Below are 14,851 nucleotides of genomic sequence, written 5' to 3' on the forward strand. Positions count from 1 at the left end.
AAGTGGATATTGCACGTGCGGACCGCGATCCTGCGAAGGCGCTGGCTGCATGAAAGCCGCCCCATCCGGATTCAAGATTCGCTACACTATGTGACGGAAAGAAAATAAACAAAGCGTTCTTTTGTACAAGACAGGAAGATTCCTTCAGTTCACACCACGACATACTTGGACAGCATAGTTGACGTAACGATATTGCGTGGTCTTAAGCTCTCGTTTCCAAACAAAACGTAGCATCGTTGCAACCACAAGACGAATTCCAGCTGACCGGGGACGCTCCGTAGTCAATCGCCGGTTACAAACGGCATGGGTCTCAGCCCAGGGCTTTGGCCAATCCATCGTTCCACGGCAGCGCAGGCCGGATGATCTACCGCCCGCCTTGGCTTGACGCCAAGGCGGGCTTTTTTGCGTTTGGCTTCTACCGGGTGAAATGTTGTCGGACCCGGTCCTGTCGGCATCGGGCGGTTTCGAGAATGAATTTCCTGCCTGCCGGCTGTCTGCGCCGCTCGCGCTAGGCCGACTTGCGTTGCGGCAAGCTAGACGGCGTCTCGACACCGTCAGAAATCGGTTCGGCTGTCCGGTTTGTCGGCTCGTCATCGACTCGGTCGTGCTCGAATTGCCGGGCGGCAGGCAAGCGTTGCAACCAGTGCTCACGGCGATTGACCCAGAGTTCATAGCTGGGCTCCAGCCCTTCGGTGGGCACCTCATCGAGGCTGCCAATCGTCACTTCCACCTCATTCTCACGAACCAAAGGGACCCGGCCGCCGCAGGTGGGACAAAAACTTCTGTCGCCGTAGCTGCTGACGATACCCGTCGTTTCGAACGCCTCGAGCGGCCACACTGCAAACGCCGAAAAAGCCGACCCGCTAGCCTTGCGGCAGTCCTTGCAATGGCAAAGGCCAATCCGAAAGGGATCTCCCGTCACCGAAAACTGGATGCCGCCGCACAGGCAGCTGCCGCTCCGCCTTGTATCATTGGGCATGACCGCTCCTCCATCTGGTTGGGCATCACACCGCTACATCTTGCAGCGCCATGCGCACAATCAATTCACCCGCAGCGCAAGGGTTCCATGTCGCCTCGCGCAATGCATTGTCTGGACCCGGCAGCGCCTGGCTACGACCGCCGCAAGGCTGCTGGATGTGTCAGTTCGGGAAATCGAACACCGGTTCCCGGCACCAATAGACACGGCACTGGCCATCACGTGTCGGAACGGAGGCAGCGACCGGCACCTCCGGCCAGTCGCACTCGTTGCCGTATTGGCGGACATAGCGATCGTAAGTATTCCGGCCGGTCGTCAACACCGCCGAGTGATGGCTCTGGATCAGGCGCTGCGTCTCCTCGCAGGTCATCGAACGCGTGTCGGGTCGGGCGTAGGCCGTGCTTGTTGCTGCAAACAACGCCGTTCCGATGATCCATGCCATTGTTTGGGATGTCATGGCGACCCTTATCCTAAAATATGGCCAGGTATTTCAACAGCGAAATAATGCCGATAATGATGACAACGATCTGCGCGATCTGCCTCGTGCGGCCATCGAGCGGCAGACGCTGGATGAGATAGAGCACCAGGATGATCACCAGGAAGGTGATCAGAATGCCGATAAGTGCCGATGAAGCCATGTCCCTCACTCCGATTGGCCATGTCTGAAAAGAGTACGCAGCGGCAAACGCTCTGACCGTTGATTGGTTCCTGTCGATGCGAAGCCGCCGGCGCAACGTAAAGGCTCCGAAACAGCGTTCCGCGGCCTTTGAAGCTGAACGCCGATCAGGGCCTGTTTGCCGCAATGGTTGTCGTTTGCCATCGGCGACACAGTTCCAGGCAACTTGTTGCTGGCGTCAGGCGGGCTAACGGGAGAACGCCTCGGGTTGACGAGCTTCCGACAAAGACGGCCTGAGTTGCGCTTCGTTGTCGACATTTGCGCGAGCCCTGAGATCCGGCGCCGCCCGGCGGGTGATCGCCTTTTCGCAGGAGAACAATTGCCGTCCCAAGGGGACGACGGGAACCGAAACCTCGCACGTGCATCTCAGCTACCGCGGAACGGGCAAATCGAGCAGGTGGGGAATTTGGGGTAGGGGAATACGTCATCCAAACATGCGGGGATTGGAATCCCTGGAATTTGGGGAACAAGGCGTTGTCTGGACGCTCAAGGCGCCGCTGCGCTCGGTCCAAATCTCTCTCGCGGATTTTTGTCGATTGAAAGAGCGGGTCGCGCCTTAGGACAATCCCAGCAGGGGAGCGGTTTGGCCGCCTGTGGTGTCGGAATTGCCGATGCCAGGCAGTTCGTGCTTATCGTCGGCAAGCGAAGTCAATCTCCCCGCCTCGACGGAGGTCAGTCCGTCCAACTCCATCACCGCGCCGTAGAGTTGGGCCGTCTGCATCACAAGCCGCTCGACATCTTCAAGGGCGACGTTCTCGTCCAGGTTACGCAATCGTATGTCCTCGGCAACCACCGCAATATTGACCATTCCGCGCGAGCGCAGCGCGCCCAGGACCCGTGAATTGAGATCCTCCCGTAGCCGAGCCGAATATCCGTAGCGCATGGAAACCTTCCTTTCAGGAGCCGGTTGTCCCGTCGTGGTCAAGATGCGCCAACGACCTTCAGATGGCAAGAAGAAAATAAAGTATTCTCAAGTAAATCAAGTAGTTAGCAGACTGCGCGGGTTGTGCTATCGGCGTGTCTTCCTCATCGTTGGTCTTGTATGTGAGTCACCCATCAGCCTCTCTTGACGCGCTGCACGGGGACCCCTAGCTATACTGCAATTGAGACACATACTAACTCACCATATTTTTTGGTCTTGACGGTTGGAGGCGCGAATGGCCGAGCTGGAACGACCCGAGCGACTGCAGATCATGCTGACAGCCGAGGAATTGGCTGCCTTGGAAAACTGGCGCTTCGAAAAGCGCATGCCAAGCCGGTCCGCGGCGGTGCGGGAACTGCTGCGGCGCGGCCTGGATGCGGATGGATTCCTGACTGCGGGACAAGGAACTAAGTCTCAGGACTTTGGAATTCTGGGCAGCAGTGTGACTGGCGACGGCCAGTCGGGCGAGTAATTCGACGGCGGTTAGCCAACAATCGCTTTTCTGGAGTGCCGCTACCAATTTATTGCGGTGGCGGAAACGCAAAGCGGGTCTGCTCTCGGCAGGGTACTGGTCTCAGCAGGGTACTCTTGGCGTATGGTTGCAAAGCCCGCTCCGGTTCGCCGGAGCGGGCTTTTTGCGTTTTCCGAACAGGAAATAGTCGCGATCGCTTTCAGATAGGCTCAAGGTTCTCTTCGCACTCCATGCACGCGACGCTGTGACCGGGGCAACTGAGCCGGTGTGTTCCTCCGGGGCAGCAATGGCCGTTCGAGCTCGCCCACCGGGCACAGACAAACACCTTGCGGGTTCCGTGGCATTGTGGACATTCCATCGGGCGGGCCAGCAGAGCCTCGTTTTCCGAGACACGGCATTCCCTCTCAAGAACCTGGACCATCTGAAACCCCACGGCCGAAATATAGCTAAGCTATCCATACCCGGAAAGCTTAAATTAGAATTTAATTACATAAGCCACGAGCCTCCCGAGGGGGAAGTTTCGCGGATGGCAATCTCAGGCCACCGGCAGTCCGCCGCGCGTCTCTCATTCCCAATTTCGGCCGTCTCAAGATCAAGCTCCGGTTGCTCCCGGCATCGGTCGACCCGCGATTTTGCCCACCGATTTTCGCATTCGGATCGTTATAGGCTTTCGCTTTGCTGGAGCGGCGTTAAAGCTGCCCGGCAAATGCCTGAGCGGGAACAGTCCGTTCCTGCGTCGGTTCGTTTGGACAAGGATGTCTGCCAATGACATTGATGGGCGCAGCGGCACTTTTGATCCTTGTCCTGACTTATGCCGGCGTCGCAATCGGGCGTATTCCAGGCCTCCGTCTCGACCGGGCAGGGATCGCCTTGCTGGGGGGTGCGGCGATGATCGCCATCGGCGCACTCAGTATGGAAGATGCCTATCGCGCCATCAATTTCGACACCATTACGCTGCTGCTCGGCATGATGATCGTGGTGGCGCATCTGAAGGTGTCCGGCGCCTTCCGGGCGCTTGGCGCCTACGCTATCGAGCATGCACACGCGCCTTTCGTGCTGCTGGTCATGGTGACGCTGTTGACCGGCGTGCTGTCGGCGTTCCTGGTCAACGACGCCATCTGCCTGGTCATGGCGCCGATCGTCGTCCACGTTACCCGTGTCATCAACCGCAATCCCATTCCCTATCTGATCGCCACCGCCACCGCGTCCAACTGCGGCAGCGTCGCCACCATCACCGGCAACCCGCAGAACATGGTCATCGGCGCGCTGTCGGGAATTTCCTACCCAGCCTTTTCGGCCGCCCTGGCGCCGGTTGCCCTCTTCGGCCTCGTCGCGGTCGTCGTCATCGTGCGCATCGTCTACCGCGCCGAATTCGCCCGCACCGCCGATCTCAACCCGGAAGTCTATCGCGGCCGCATGCTGCCGGGACAGGTGCTGAAGGCGGTGGTTGTCTGCATTGGCCTGGCCATCGCCTTCTTCGCCGGCGTTCCGGTTGCCAAGGCAGCGCTCATCGGCGGCGCCATCCTGCTGCTCACCCGCGCCATCAAGCCGGCACGCATTTACCGCGAGATCGACGGCCCGCTGCTGTTCATGTTCGCCGGCCTGTTCATCGTTGTCGCCGGCGCCGAAAAGACGCTGCTGACGCCCGACATCATCGCCTCGGCCAAGAACCTCGGGCTGGACGACGTCTGGCGTCTATCGGGCTTCACCGCGGTGCTCTCCAACTTCATGAGCAATGTTCCGGCCGTGCTGGCGCTGCGGCCATTCATACCCGGCCTTGAAAACCCCGGGCGTGCCTGGCTGGTGGTGGCGATGAGTTCGACGCTGGCCGGCAACTTCACCTTGCTTGGCTCGGTCGCCAACCTGATCATCGCCGAACAGGCGCGGGCGGCCGGCACGCAGCTGTCCTTCTCAGCCTTCTTCAAGGTCGGCCTGCCGCTGACGCTGCTGACCCTTGCCGTCGGCACGGCATGGCTGGCGGCTGGATTCTAGAGCAATTCCAGGAAAAAGTGTGAAGCGGTTTTTCGGTCCGGAATTGCGTCAAAACAAAGAGATAGCGTGTTTCGCCGTCTCCATTAAACGGTGAACGCTCTAGCGGATAGTCGCCGACCCTGACCTTGCCCGAACCAGCGTTGCAGCTGCATGTCCGGCGGCCTCGACATAGTCGGGGTTGCGGTGGATCAGCATGATCGAGAACGCGCCGTCCATCAAAAGCACGATTTCGCGCGCCAGGGTCCGCGGCTCGTCGACACCGTGGCCTGAGAGTTCGCCGGCCAGCCAGGTCTCGAAATTCTGCTTATGCCGCGCCCCCGCTTTAACGGCCGGGTGTCCGGGCATGGAAGCGAGTTCGGCTGCCGTGCGCAGGAAGCCGCAGCCTCTCCATTTCGGGTGCTTCGCCACGCGTGCCAGATTGGTGAAAATCGCCTCGACCTTGCGCTCGACACCGCCTTCGGCCATCTCGAACCAGCCGGCCATCTGCTTGAGGTTCGGCTGGTCGCGACCGTCGAGATAGGCGGCGATCAGATCGTCCTTGCTCTTGAAGTGATAGTAGAGCGTGCGCTTGGTCAGCCCGGCTTTTTCCGCCACTGCATCGACGCTGACGCGGCCGATCCCCTCGGCATAGAACAGCTTCGTTGCGGCATCGACAATGCGTTTGCGGGTGGGGTTCGGTGCTTCGCTCATAGGGCAAGTATACCGACTAGTGAATATACATACAACCGAAAGCCTGATCCTCTCCGGTCGACAAACACAGGGAAGGAAAAGACATGACCGAGCTTGTGCTCACCGAGGCCCGCGACGGGATCGCCATCCTCACACTTAATCGGCCGGAAAAGCTCAACGCCTTGAACTATGCGCTGATTGATCGCCTGCTTGCGCTCCTCGATGCCGCCGAGACCGACGATGCCATCCGCGCCATCATCCTCACTGGAGCAGGAGCGCGCGCCTTCTCCGCCGGCGCCGACATCCTTGAATTCTCAGGCAGCGTGGCCATCGGCGTCGACGTTGCCCTGCGCGACTTCGTCATGCGCGGACAGCGGCTGACTGCAAGGCTGGAGGCATTCCGCAAGCCCGTCATCGCCGCCGTCAACGGCATCGCCTTCGGCGGCGGCTGCGAGATCACCGAAGCCGTGCCGCTCGCTATCGCCAGCGACCGCGCCTTGTTCGCCAAGCCTGAGATCAACCTTGCAATGCCGCCTGCTTTCGGCGGCACGCAGCGGCTTCCGAGGCTGGCAGGGCGCAAGCGGGCGCTCGAGCTGCTGTTGACCGGCGATTGGTTCCCGCCGCCGCGCGCCCTCGAACTCGGCCTCGTCAATCAGGTGGTGCCGCATGAGGAGCTGATGCCCGCCGCAATTGATCTCGCCCGGCGCGTGACCAGGCATTCTCCTGCAGCAATTGCCTCGATCCTCACAGCAGTGGCGCGCGGCCTGAACCAGAGCATCGCGGATGGCTTGGCTGTCGAGGCCGAGCAGTTCGCCCGCATGGCTCCGACCGCTGATCTGCGCGAAGGGCTGGATGCCTGGATCGCACGCCGCCAGCCGGGCTGTCACGGCTCGTGGACGCACATCACCCGGCCGGATGAAGCCAGGCGAGCCTCAACGCAGCAGGACGGGCTTGCGGACCGCGATCAAGGCGCCGTCACGGCCAGATGACCTTTCATGTTGGGGTGGAAGCGGCAGAAATAGTCGACCGCTTCCGCCTTCTGCAGGGTCAGGCTCGCTGTTGACTTCGGCGGGATCATCACTTCCCAGCCGCCCTTGACGGTAGCCGTGTGGGCGAACACGTCATTGTTCACCCACTTGATCGTGTCGCCGACCTTCGCCTCGACGGTGGTCGGCGAAAAGACAAGCTTGTCGATGGTGACCTGGATGGTTTCGGCCTGCACGGGTGAGGTCCCGAAGACCAGCGCCAGTGCAATCCATAGCAGCCGTTTCGACATGGCCTGGTCCTTACTTCAGCATACCTGCAACATGCTCGGCGTGCTGTTCATGGCCCTGGAAAATCTTCAGGCCGGTCTGCAGCAGGCTCTTCAACTCGGCATTGCTGGCCGATGGGATCAAAAGGGTTTCAAGCGCGCCGTCGACCTGTTTGTGGTAGGCGATCTCGTTGTCGACATAGGCTTTGTCAAAGGCTGCGCCGTCGAGTTTGGCGAGCTTCGCCCGCTCCTCGGCCGCAGCCTTGGTCAGCGCCTGGCTGGTTGCGTTGTCTTCCGGCGTCACCTTCAGCTTCTTTACCAGTTCCAGTGCCTGCGCGTTGACCGCTTCGTGGTCGCGCACCATGTCGTTGGCGAAATCCACGACCTCCTTGGTCTTCGATTTCTTGATCGCCTGCTTGGCGGCTTCCACATCGATGACGCCTGCCGTGTAGGCGATGTGGGCGATCTGCGGGTCCGTCGGCTTGTCGGCGGCTTGTGCGAGCGGGGCAGCGCCAAGCAGCAGCAAGGCAGCGAGGGCGGCGGTGTGTCGGGTAAGCATGGCATCTCCTTCGCCCGGACGCGGGATCGCGCCGGGCCATGTTTTTCAGTTGACGGTCATTGGATGCGCAGCGGCGGCAAACGTTCCCGGGGAAATCGGCCAAATCAGCCGATGATCAGCTCTCCAGGCCGAGCCGCTGCATGACGGCGCTGGTCAGCCTGTCGCAGCGCCGGCCGGCAAACGGGAAGGCGTCGAGCAGCACCGGCCCGATCTGGTCGTCGAGTGCCTTGCGTACCAGGGCGCGGGCGCGGTGTAGCCTTGTCTTGACGGTTTCCGGCCGCACGCCAAGCAGCTCGGCGGTCTCCTCGATACTGAGCCCCTCGATAACCCGCGCCACGAACACCGTCCGATAAACATCGGGCAGGCTGTCGGTCGCCCGTTCCACCAACTCGAGGATCTGCCGCTGCGCCATCGTCCGCTCCGGATCGTCGCTGGGATTGAGGGGGAACTGGATGATTTCGGCTTGCGGGTTTTTCGCCACCGTCCGCCGCCTTTTGCGCAGACGGCCGAGCGCCTCGTTGATGACGATGCGCGACAGCCAGGTGGCCAATGAGGACTCCCCGCGAAAGGCATCGAGATGGGCAAAGGCTCTGACATAGGCCTCCTGGACGATGTCCTCGGCTTCGGCATCGTTGCGCACCACCCCGCGAGCGATGCGATAGAGCCGCTGATTATGGGTCTTCATGATGATGCAGAAGGCGTTGCCTTCGCGTGCCAGCGCGCGGCGCACGAGAAGCATCTCGCTTGAAGCAGCCGTGGGCATTGGTACAGATATAGCAGGCATGGCCAGTTCCTCGATCCAATCCCCGTCCGAAACCTCGATCAAGACATTGGATGACATCGCCGGCAAAAGGTTCCCGGCCATTTTCGCCCGGCTCCGACGGCGCCTAGAATACTGCTTCCGCCAGCGGCTTGTCAGCAGCCTGCACTCGCGCCGTGGCCGCAAGCAGGTCGGTCTGCGTGATCAGGCCAAGGATGCGGCTGTCCCCGTCCACGATGATGACTGCATGGGTGCGGCCGTCGGTGAGCACCGGTAGCAGGGCCATGGCGGGCGTACCGGCGGCGGCGGTCGACGCTGTCGACGTAACGCTTCCGACGGCTTCGTCGGCTCGCGCCAATTCCCTCAATCCAACGGTGCCGACCAGCCTGGCGTCCTTGTCGACAACCGGCAGCGTGCGGATATTGTGGTCGAGCAGCAGATGACGCGCCCGATCGGCGGACGCGTGTTCATCGACCGAAATCACGTCGCGGGACATGATGTCCTCGCACAACATGGTTCGGTGTGCGCGCATCGTCGCTTGCAGTTCGACCTGTCGCAGCAGCTGTTCGAGATCGTTGCGGTCGATGTCGAAGGTCTCGTCGAGCGCAGCCAGCGCGGCATCGATGTCCTCGGCCCGGAAGCCGATGCGCTCCTGAGCCGGCGGATCGATGGTTCCGTGCGTGCTTTTCGGGGCAGGGGCCGGCACATGCGGGTAGCTGCGTCGCGACAGCCTGTGGAAAGCATAGCCGAGCGCGACCAGCATCATGGAGTTCAGCGCCACCGGCACGAACGGAAACAGGAAGCCCGCACCGATCACGGCCGGCCCGCCGAGCACGGCGGTCAGTGCGGCGGCTCCGCCCGGCGGATGCAGGCAGCGCGAGAACGACATGGCGGCGATCGCCATCGCCACGGCAATGCCCGTGGCGAGAACGGGCTGATGGACGAAATGGGCCACGATCACGCCGACCAGCGCCGATATTGTATTGCCGCCGATGATCGACCATGGCTGCGCCAGCGGGCTTGCAGGCACCGCAAACAGCAGCACCGCCGACGCCCCCATCGGCGCCACCAGCAGCGGCACATGCGGGCCATTGCCAAGCACCAGCGCGCCGATCGCGCCGGTCAGCGCAATGCCGATCATCGCCCCGATGCAGGCGATGAGGCGCTCGCGCAGCGTCGCGCCGGCGAGAATGGGGACAAAGAGACGAAAGGCCATGGCAAGCTCAGTCCGGCTGGAATTGTGCGCGCAGCGCCTGCAATGGCGTTGGACCGACGATTTTGAAAGTCAAACCGATCCGAAAAAGCGCGCATTGGGGAAATAACATTGCGCTTGGTCGACCCATGAGCGGCTTTGCGACGTCGATCGCCTGCGAAAGTCGCTCGCCAATCCTTTCAACGGGTTGGGCGGACCAGCGGAATCAGCTTCGCAAGTTTGCTGGTGTCATGCCGCAGCGGCCGCTTCCAGCCCGCGCAGGATATCGGCCTTGAGGTCCTCGACATCCTCGAGTCCGATCTGCAGCCGGATCAGCGGGCCGTCATAGGGGCCCTTGGCGACGGTACGGTCGCCGAGGAAGACCGGCACGGCGAGGCTCTCATAGCCGCCCCAGGAATAGCCGAGACCGAAGATTTTCAACGCATCGAGGAAGGCATGCTGCTGTCTCTGGCCGCCGCCTTTGAGCACGATGGAAAAGATGCCGCTAGAGCCGGAAAAATCGCGCTTCCACACCGCGTGGTCGGGGTGGCTGGGAAGCGCCGGGTGCAGCACGCGGGCCACGCCGGGCTGGCCTTCAAGCCAGACGGCAATGGCAAGCGCGCTCTTTTGATGGTGATCCAGCCGAACGCCCATCGTGCGCAGGCCGCGCAGGACTTGGTAGACGTCGTCGGGGCCGGCGCAGCAGCCCATCGTGTAGAACGTCTCGCAAAGCTGCTTCCAGCAGTTGGCATTGGCAGACACTGTGCCCAGCAGCACGTCCGAATGCCCGGCCGGATATTTCGTCGCCGCATGGATCGAGATATCGACGCCGTGGTCGAGCGGACGGAAATAGAGCGGCGTTGCCCAGGTGTTGTCCATCATGACGATGGCGCCCGTTTCATGCGCGGCCTTGGCGATCGCCGGAACGTCCTGCACCTCGAAGGTGTTGGAGGCCGGTGATTCCGTAAACACGACTTTGGTGTTCGGCTTGATTAAGCTGGCGATGCCGGCGCCGGCATGCGGAGCGTAATACTCGACCTCGACACCCAGCCGCTTCAGCATCGTGTCGGCGAAATTGCGGGTCGGATGGTAGACGGAATCGACAATCAGGATGTGATCGCCTGCCGAGAGAAACGCCAGCAACGGGACGGTCACCGCCGCCAGGCCCGACGGCACGATTATGGTGCCGGCGGAGCCTTCCAGCGCGTCGATCGCATGCGCCAACGCATCGGTGGTCGGCGTGCCGCGTGTGCCATAGGTGTATTTCTGGCTGCGCGCCGCCATCGCCGACGCATTGGGATAGAGCACGGTCGAGGCATGCACGATTGGCGGATTGACGAAGCCGAAATAGTCGTGCGGATTGTTGCCCGAATGGGCAAGCCGCGTGTTGATACCCATTTCGTTGCCGTCAGTCGCCATTGCTCTTCGCCTTGTGGTGAAAGCGCTAGCCATAGAGCGGCGGCATTGGCCGTGCAACAGCGGGCGCCCGCCAGGCGGTGCCCTTTGCATAGGCCAATTCCCCCATGAATAGTCTGGAATGCGCGGCGATCCAGAGCCGCGGATTTCATGAGTGGATGTGGATTAGCGTCGACGGACTTTGCCGGTTTTATTTGCGGGGCTTGCTGCTTTCCTGATGCTGTTGTCTGCAATTCAGGCATTTGCGGCAATTGGTTTTCAAAGCTGTCGTGAAACGGTCATTTCCCTTGACCTCACAGAGATAATCGCCTTCGATGCAGTTCGTGAATGGGAGGGGCCGGGCGTCGGTTACGACGCGGGGTTCCGGGAATGAGCCGGATGGGAGCCGGGTTCACGCGGGAAAAGATCAGGATTTGCCTGAGGATCAGGGTTTACCTGAAAACAGAAAAGGGTCTGTGGGTTATGAAACACATTGCAATTGGCATTCTCGGCGCCGCTGCGCTTGGATGGATGGCTTCGGCCGCGTCGGCGAGCACGCTCGACGACGTCAAGGCGAAAGGCTTCATCCAGTGCGGTACCAACACAGGTCTTGCCGGCTTCGCTGCGCCTGACGACAAGGGTGAATGGAAAGGCATCGATGTGGATTTCTGCCGCGCGGTCGCGGCCGCCGTCTTCGGCGACGGCACCAAGGTCAAGTTCACGCCGCTCAGCGCCAAGGAGCGCTTCACCGCACTGCAGTCGGGCGAAGTCGACATCCTGTCGCGCAACACCACCTGGACCATCAATCGCGATACGGCACTTGGCCTGAACTTTGTCGGCGTCACCTATTATGACGGCCAGGGCTTCATGATCAACGCCAAGAAGCTGCCGGGCGTCAATTCGGCGCTGCAGCTTTCGGGTGCGGCAGTCTGCGTGCAGAGCGGCACCACGACCGAGCTCAACCTCGCCGACTACTTCAAGGCGAACAAGATGGAGTACAACCCGGTCGTCTTCGAAAAGCTTGAAGAGGTCAACGCCGCCTACGACGCGGGCCGTTGCGATGTCTACACCACCGACCAGTCGGGTCTCTACGGCATCCGCCTGACGCTCAGCGCGCCGGCAGACCATGTCGTGTTGCCCGAGATCATCTCCAAGGAACCGCTCGGCCCGGCCGTGCGCCAGGGGGACGACCAGTGGTACCACATTGTCAAGTGGACCTATTTCGCGCTGCTGCAGGCAGAGGAACTGGGCATCACCCAGGCCAATGTCGACGAGATGAAGACCTCGGACAACCCGGAGATCAAGCGCGTGCTCGGCCAGGAACCCGAAACCAAGATCGGCACCGATCTCGGCGTTAGCAATGACTGGGTCGTCAACATCGTCAAGGCAGTCGGCAATTACGGTGAGATGTTCGAGCGCAATGTCGGCACCGGCAGCCCGCTGAAGATCGCGCGCGGCATCAATGCGCTGTGGACCAAGGGCGGCCTGCAATACGCGCCACCGATCCGCTGATCGAAATGCGATCCGGAAGGCAGATTGTCTGCCTTCCGGTTTCTCTTTGCAGGGGATGGGCAATGGCGTCGCAGGAAGTCCTACGCGAGGAGCCGAGCCGCGGTTCCTTCATCAACGATCCAAAAGTCCGTGGAGTTGTCTTCCAGGCGGTGGTTGTCGTCTTGCTGGTGGCGAGCGTCTGGTGGATTGTCCACAACGTCATCGACAATCTGCAGCGCCTGCACATTTCTTCCGGGTTCGGCTACCTGAAAAGCCGTGCCGGCTTCGATATCTCAGTCAGCGCCATCCCCTACAACTCGGACGATACCTATGGCAAAGCCATTGTCGTCGGGCTGATCAACACCCTCATCGTCGCCGTTGCCGGCATCATCACCGCAACCATCATCGGCTTCATCGTCGGCATCGGCCGCTTGTCGCACAACTGGCTGATCCGCAAGATCTGCACGGTCTATGTCGAGATTTTCCGCAACATCCCGCCGCTGCTGGTGATCTTCTTCTGGTATTCGGGCGTGCTGGCGGTCTTGCCCGTGGTGCGTGAAAGCATCAACCTGCCATTCGGCTCGTTTCTCAACCAGCGCGGCTTCTATCTTCCTCGTGCAATCTGGGGTGATGGCTCCTGGCTGATCTTTGTCGCCTTGCTTGTCGGCATCGCCATGGCATGGTTCGTCGCCCGCACGGCGCGCCAGCGGCAGATGGCGACCGGTCAGCAGTTTCCCGTATTCTGGACGTCCCTGGCGCTGATCGTCGGCCTGCCGATTCTGGCCTATGCGCTGAGCGGCTTTCCCCTGACCTTCGATTTTCCGAAGCAATCGACCTTCAACCTGGCCGGCGGTTTCCACATCGGGCCGGAATTCCTGTCGCTCTATCTGGCGCTGTCCTGCTACACAGCCTCCTTCATCGCCGAGATCGTGCGTGCCGGCATTCTCGGCGTCTCGAAGGGCCAGTCGGAAGCGGCTGGCGCTCTGGGGCTGCGGCCGGGATCGATCCTGCGGCTAGTCGTCGTGCCGCAAGCCATGCGCATCGTCATCCCGCCGCTGACCAGCCAGTATTTGAACCTGACCAAGAACTCGTCGCTGGCCATCGCTATTGCTTACCCGGACCTGACGGCGACCGCCGGCACAGTGCTCAACCAGACGGGGCAGGCGGTCGAAAACGTGCTGATCATGATGGTCGTCTATCTCGTCATCAGCCTGGTGACGTCGGCGGTCATGAATGTGGTCAACGCCAGGATGGCGCTGGTGGAGAGGTAAGGCCATGCAGGAACATGATACCGCTTGGGTGCGGACCGAAATGGCACTGGCGCAACAGGCGCCGGCCGGCGTGCGGGGGCCTATCGCCTGGGTCCGCAAGAACCTGATCGGTTCGGTGGGCGACACCATCCTGACCGTACTGGGCATCGCACTGGTGGTGATGATCCTGCCGCCAATCATCAACTGGGCCTTCATCAGCGCCCAGTGGGTAGGGTCCGATCGCTCGGTATGCGCCACGGCGGCGCAAGGCGGGGTTCAGCCGGATGGCTGGTCCGGCGCTTGCTGGGCGTTCGTCAACGCCAAGTTCGGCCAATTCATGCTCGGCCGCTATCCTATTGAGGAGCGCTGGCGGCCGATCCTGGTCGCCATACTGTTCGTGGCGCTGCTGGTGCCGCTGCTGATCCCGCGCGTGCCGCGCAAGGGGCTGAACGCGATCCTGCTTTTCCTGGTGCTGCCGATCGTCGCTTTCGTGCTGCTGGTCGGCGGCATGTTCGGCCTGCCGCATGTCGAGACGCAGCTATGGGGCGGCCTGCTGGTGACGCTCAGCCTGGCCTTTGTCGGCATTGCAGTGTCGCTGCCGTTCGGCATCGTGCTGGCGCTTGGTCGGCGCTCGAAGATGCCGATAGTCAAGATGCTGTGCGTCATCTTCATCGAATTCGTTCGCGGCATCCCGCTGATCACCGTTCTGTTCTTTGCCAGCGTCATGCTGCCGCTGTTCCTGCCCCCCGGCGTTTCCTTCGACAAGTTCCTCAGGGCGCTGATCGGCTTCTCGTTGTTTGCCGCCGCCTACATGGCGGAGGTGGTGCGCGGCGGTCTGCAGGCGATCCCCAAGGGCCAGTATGAGGGGGCGGATTCGCTTGGTCTCGGTTACTGGCAGAAGATGAACCTGATCGTGCTGCCGCAAGCGCTGAAGCTGGTCATACCCGGCATCGTCAACACCTTCATCGGCATGTTGAAAGACACAAGCCTGGTTATCATCATCTCGATGTTCGACCTACTCGGTGTCGTCAAGCAGAACTTCTCCGATCCCAACTGGGCGACGCCGCAGACCACCAAGTCCGGCCTGATTTTCGCTGCCTTCGTCTTCTGGCTGTTCTGCTTCGGCATGTCGCGCTATTCGATGTATACGGAACGCCGGCTCGACACCGGCCACAAACGTTGATGCATGTCGCCCAAAAGTGTTTAGCGGTTTTGGGACAACGACATGCATCATAGCTAAAAGAC

General features: G+C 61.3%; 17 protein-coding genes. 7 read left to right on the forward strand and 10 right to left on the reverse strand.

Annotation, left to right across the window (positions count from 1 at the left end; translation table 11 throughout):
• Positions 1–508 precede the first annotated feature (508 nt).
• The 4 genes from NKJ57_RS08400 to NKJ57_RS08415 all read right to left on the reverse strand — a co-directional run bounded on the left by NKJ57_RS08400 (position 509) and on the right by NKJ57_RS08415 (position 2,535).
• Positions 509–979, reverse strand: coding sequence for a GFA family protein (locus NKJ57_RS08400; RefSeq protein WP_023705683.1), 471 nt, complete (start codon positions 977–979; stop codon positions 509–511).
• 160 nt (positions 980–1,139) lie between these two features.
• Complete coding sequence (locus NKJ57_RS08405) at positions 1,140–1,433, reverse strand: hypothetical protein (RefSeq protein WP_352510822.1); 294 nt, start codon at positions 1,431–1,433, stop codon at positions 1,140–1,142.
• A gap of 13 nt (positions 1,434–1,446) precedes the next feature.
• Positions 1,447–1,614: a Thivi_2564 family membrane protein gene (locus tag NKJ57_RS08410; RefSeq protein ID WP_023689889.1), complete on the reverse strand. Its 168-nt coding sequence runs from the start codon at positions 1,612–1,614 to the stop codon at positions 1,447–1,449.
• Between the two features lie 594 nt (positions 1,615–2,208).
• A complete protein-coding gene (locus tag NKJ57_RS08415; protein WP_023712723.1) occupies positions 2,209–2,535 on the reverse strand; it encodes a hypothetical protein in 327 nt (108 codons plus the stop codon).
• Between the two features lie 274 nt (positions 2,536–2,809).
• On the opposite strand from NKJ57_RS08415, the gene NKJ57_RS08420 reads away from it, so the two are divergent.
• A complete protein-coding gene (locus tag NKJ57_RS08420) occupies positions 2,810–3,046 on the forward strand; it encodes a hypothetical protein (RefSeq protein WP_023671471.1) in 237 nt (78 codons plus the stop codon).
• Positions 3,047–3,811: 765 nt separating this feature from the next.
• The gene (locus NKJ57_RS08425; RefSeq protein ID WP_031246522.1) at positions 3,812–5,038 is read left to right on the forward strand and encodes an anion transporter; all 1,227 of its coding nucleotides are present in this window, start codon (positions 3,812–3,814) and stop codon (positions 5,036–5,038) included.
• 99 nt (positions 5,039–5,137) lie between these two features.
• On the opposite strand, the gene NKJ57_RS08430 is transcribed toward NKJ57_RS08425, so the two are convergent.
• On the reverse strand, positions 5,138–5,728 hold the full coding sequence (locus NKJ57_RS08430; protein ID WP_352510821.1) for a TetR/AcrR family transcriptional regulator: 591 nt from the start codon (positions 5,726–5,728) through the stop codon (positions 5,138–5,140).
• An 83-nt stretch (positions 5,729–5,811) separates the two neighbouring features.
• Between NKJ57_RS08430 and NKJ57_RS08435 the strand changes: the two genes are divergently transcribed.
• Entirely contained in the window at positions 5,812–6,696 is an 885-nt protein-coding gene (locus NKJ57_RS08435) for a crotonase/enoyl-CoA hydratase family protein (protein ID WP_023743016.1), read from the forward strand.
• Here the strand turns inward: NKJ57_RS08435 and NKJ57_RS08440 are convergent.
• From NKJ57_RS08440 to NKJ57_RS08460, 5 genes are all read right to left on the reverse strand, one after another.
• Entirely contained in the window at positions 6,672–6,983 is a 312-nt protein-coding gene (locus NKJ57_RS08440; RefSeq protein ID WP_023743015.1) for a cupredoxin domain-containing protein, read from the reverse strand. The genes NKJ57_RS08435 and NKJ57_RS08440 overlap by 25 nt on opposite strands.
• A gap of 10 nt (positions 6,984–6,993) precedes the next feature.
• Positions 6,994–7,518: a DUF4142 domain-containing protein gene (locus NKJ57_RS08445; RefSeq protein WP_023697729.1), complete on the reverse strand. Its 525-nt coding sequence runs from the start codon at positions 7,516–7,518 to the stop codon at positions 6,994–6,996.
• Between the two features lie 115 nt (positions 7,519–7,633).
• Positions 7,634–8,302: an RNA polymerase sigma factor gene (locus NKJ57_RS08450; protein WP_050588467.1), complete on the reverse strand. Its 669-nt coding sequence runs from the start codon at positions 8,300–8,302 to the stop codon at positions 7,634–7,636.
• Positions 8,303–8,405: 103 nt separating this feature from the next.
• Entirely contained in the window at positions 8,406–9,494 is a 1,089-nt protein-coding gene (locus NKJ57_RS08455; protein WP_023727878.1) for an HPP family protein, read from the reverse strand.
• A 225-nt stretch (positions 9,495–9,719) separates the two neighbouring features.
• Positions 9,720–10,889 carry a cystathionine beta-lyase gene (locus NKJ57_RS08460; protein WP_023824488.1) on the reverse strand — a complete coding sequence of 390 codons (1,170 nt, stop codon included), beginning with the start codon at positions 10,887–10,889 and terminating at the stop codon, positions 9,720–9,722.
• A gap of 178 nt (positions 10,890–11,067) precedes the next feature.
• On the opposite strand from NKJ57_RS08460, the gene NKJ57_RS08465 reads away from it, so the two are divergent.
• The 4 genes from NKJ57_RS08465 (at position 11,068) to NKJ57_RS08480 (ending at position 14,789) form a co-directional block, all read left to right on the forward strand.
• Entirely contained in the window at positions 11,068–11,259 is a 192-nt protein-coding gene (locus tag NKJ57_RS08465; protein ID WP_023684328.1) for a hypothetical protein, read from the forward strand.
• An 89-nt stretch (positions 11,260–11,348) separates the two neighbouring features.
• The gene (locus tag NKJ57_RS08470) at positions 11,349–12,377 is read left to right on the forward strand and encodes an amino acid ABC transporter substrate-binding protein (RefSeq protein ID WP_023684327.1); all 1,029 of its coding nucleotides are present in this window, start codon (positions 11,349–11,351) and stop codon (positions 12,375–12,377) included.
• Positions 12,378–12,439: 62 nt separating this feature from the next.
• A complete protein-coding gene (locus NKJ57_RS08475) occupies positions 12,440–13,627 on the forward strand; it encodes an amino acid ABC transporter permease (protein ID WP_023684326.1) in 1,188 nt (395 codons plus the stop codon).
• 4 nt (positions 13,628–13,631) lie between these two features.
• Positions 13,632–14,789: an amino acid ABC transporter permease gene (locus NKJ57_RS08480; RefSeq protein ID WP_023684325.1), complete on the forward strand. Its 1,158-nt coding sequence runs from the start codon at positions 13,632–13,634 to the stop codon at positions 14,787–14,789.
• Positions 14,790–14,851 lie beyond the last annotated feature (62 nt).

Source organism: Mesorhizobium sp. M0077 (assembly GCF_040322955.1).
Lineage (GTDB): Bacteria > Pseudomonadota > Alphaproteobacteria > Rhizobiales > Rhizobiaceae > Mesorhizobium.

Excerpts from the sequence above, each read along its gene's own strand:
- NKJ57_RS08420 (WP_023671471.1), top strand. The coding sequence starts at position 2,810 with ATGGCCGAGCTGGAACGACCCGAGCGACTGCAGATCATGCTGACAGCC.
- NKJ57_RS08415 (WP_023712723.1), bottom strand. The coding sequence starts at position 2,535 with ATGCGCTACGGATATTCGGCTCGGCTACGGGAGGATCTCAATTCACGG.
- NKJ57_RS08440 (WP_023743015.1), bottom strand. The coding sequence starts at position 6,983 with ATGTCGAAACGGCTGCTATGGATTGCACTGGCGCTGGTCTTCGGGACC.
- NKJ57_RS08460 (WP_023824488.1), bottom strand. The coding sequence starts at position 10,889 with ATGGCGACTGACGGCAACGAAATGGGTATCAACACGCGGCTTGCCCAT.
- NKJ57_RS08400 (WP_023705683.1), bottom strand. The coding sequence starts at position 979 with ATGCCCAATGATACAAGGCGGAGCGGCAGCTGCCTGTGCGGCGGCATC.
- NKJ57_RS08470 (WP_023684327.1), top strand. The coding sequence starts at position 11,349 with ATGAAACACATTGCAATTGGCATTCTCGGCGCCGCTGCGCTTGGATGG.
- NKJ57_RS08455 (WP_023727878.1), bottom strand. The coding sequence starts at position 9,494 with ATGGCCTTTCGTCTCTTTGTCCCCATTCTCGCCGGCGCGACGCTGCGC.
- NKJ57_RS08450 (WP_050588467.1), bottom strand. The coding sequence starts at position 8,302 with ATGCCTGCTATATCTGTACCAATGCCCACGGCTGCTTCAAGCGAGATG.
- NKJ57_RS08410 (WP_023689889.1), bottom strand. The coding sequence starts at position 1,614 with ATGGCTTCATCGGCACTTATCGGCATTCTGATCACCTTCCTGGTGATC.
- NKJ57_RS08425 (WP_031246522.1), top strand. The coding sequence starts at position 3,812 with ATGACATTGATGGGCGCAGCGGCACTTTTGATCCTTGTCCTGACTTAT.
- NKJ57_RS08435 (WP_023743016.1), top strand. The coding sequence starts at position 5,812 with ATGACCGAGCTTGTGCTCACCGAGGCCCGCGACGGGATCGCCATCCTC.
- NKJ57_RS08480 (WP_023684325.1), top strand. The coding sequence starts at position 13,632 with ATGCAGGAACATGATACCGCTTGGGTGCGGACCGAAATGGCACTGGCG.
- NKJ57_RS08405 (WP_352510822.1), bottom strand. The coding sequence starts at position 1,433 with ATGACATCCCAAACAATGGCATGGATCATCGGAACGGCGTTGTTTGCA.
- NKJ57_RS08445 (WP_023697729.1), bottom strand. The coding sequence starts at position 7,518 with ATGCTTACCCGACACACCGCCGCCCTCGCTGCCTTGCTGCTGCTTGGC.
- NKJ57_RS08430 (WP_352510821.1), bottom strand. The coding sequence starts at position 5,728 with ATGAGCGAAGCACCGAACCCCACCCGCAAACGCATTGTCGATGCCGCA.
- NKJ57_RS08475 (WP_023684326.1), top strand. The coding sequence starts at position 12,440 with ATGGCGTCGCAGGAAGTCCTACGCGAGGAGCCGAGCCGCGGTTCCTTC.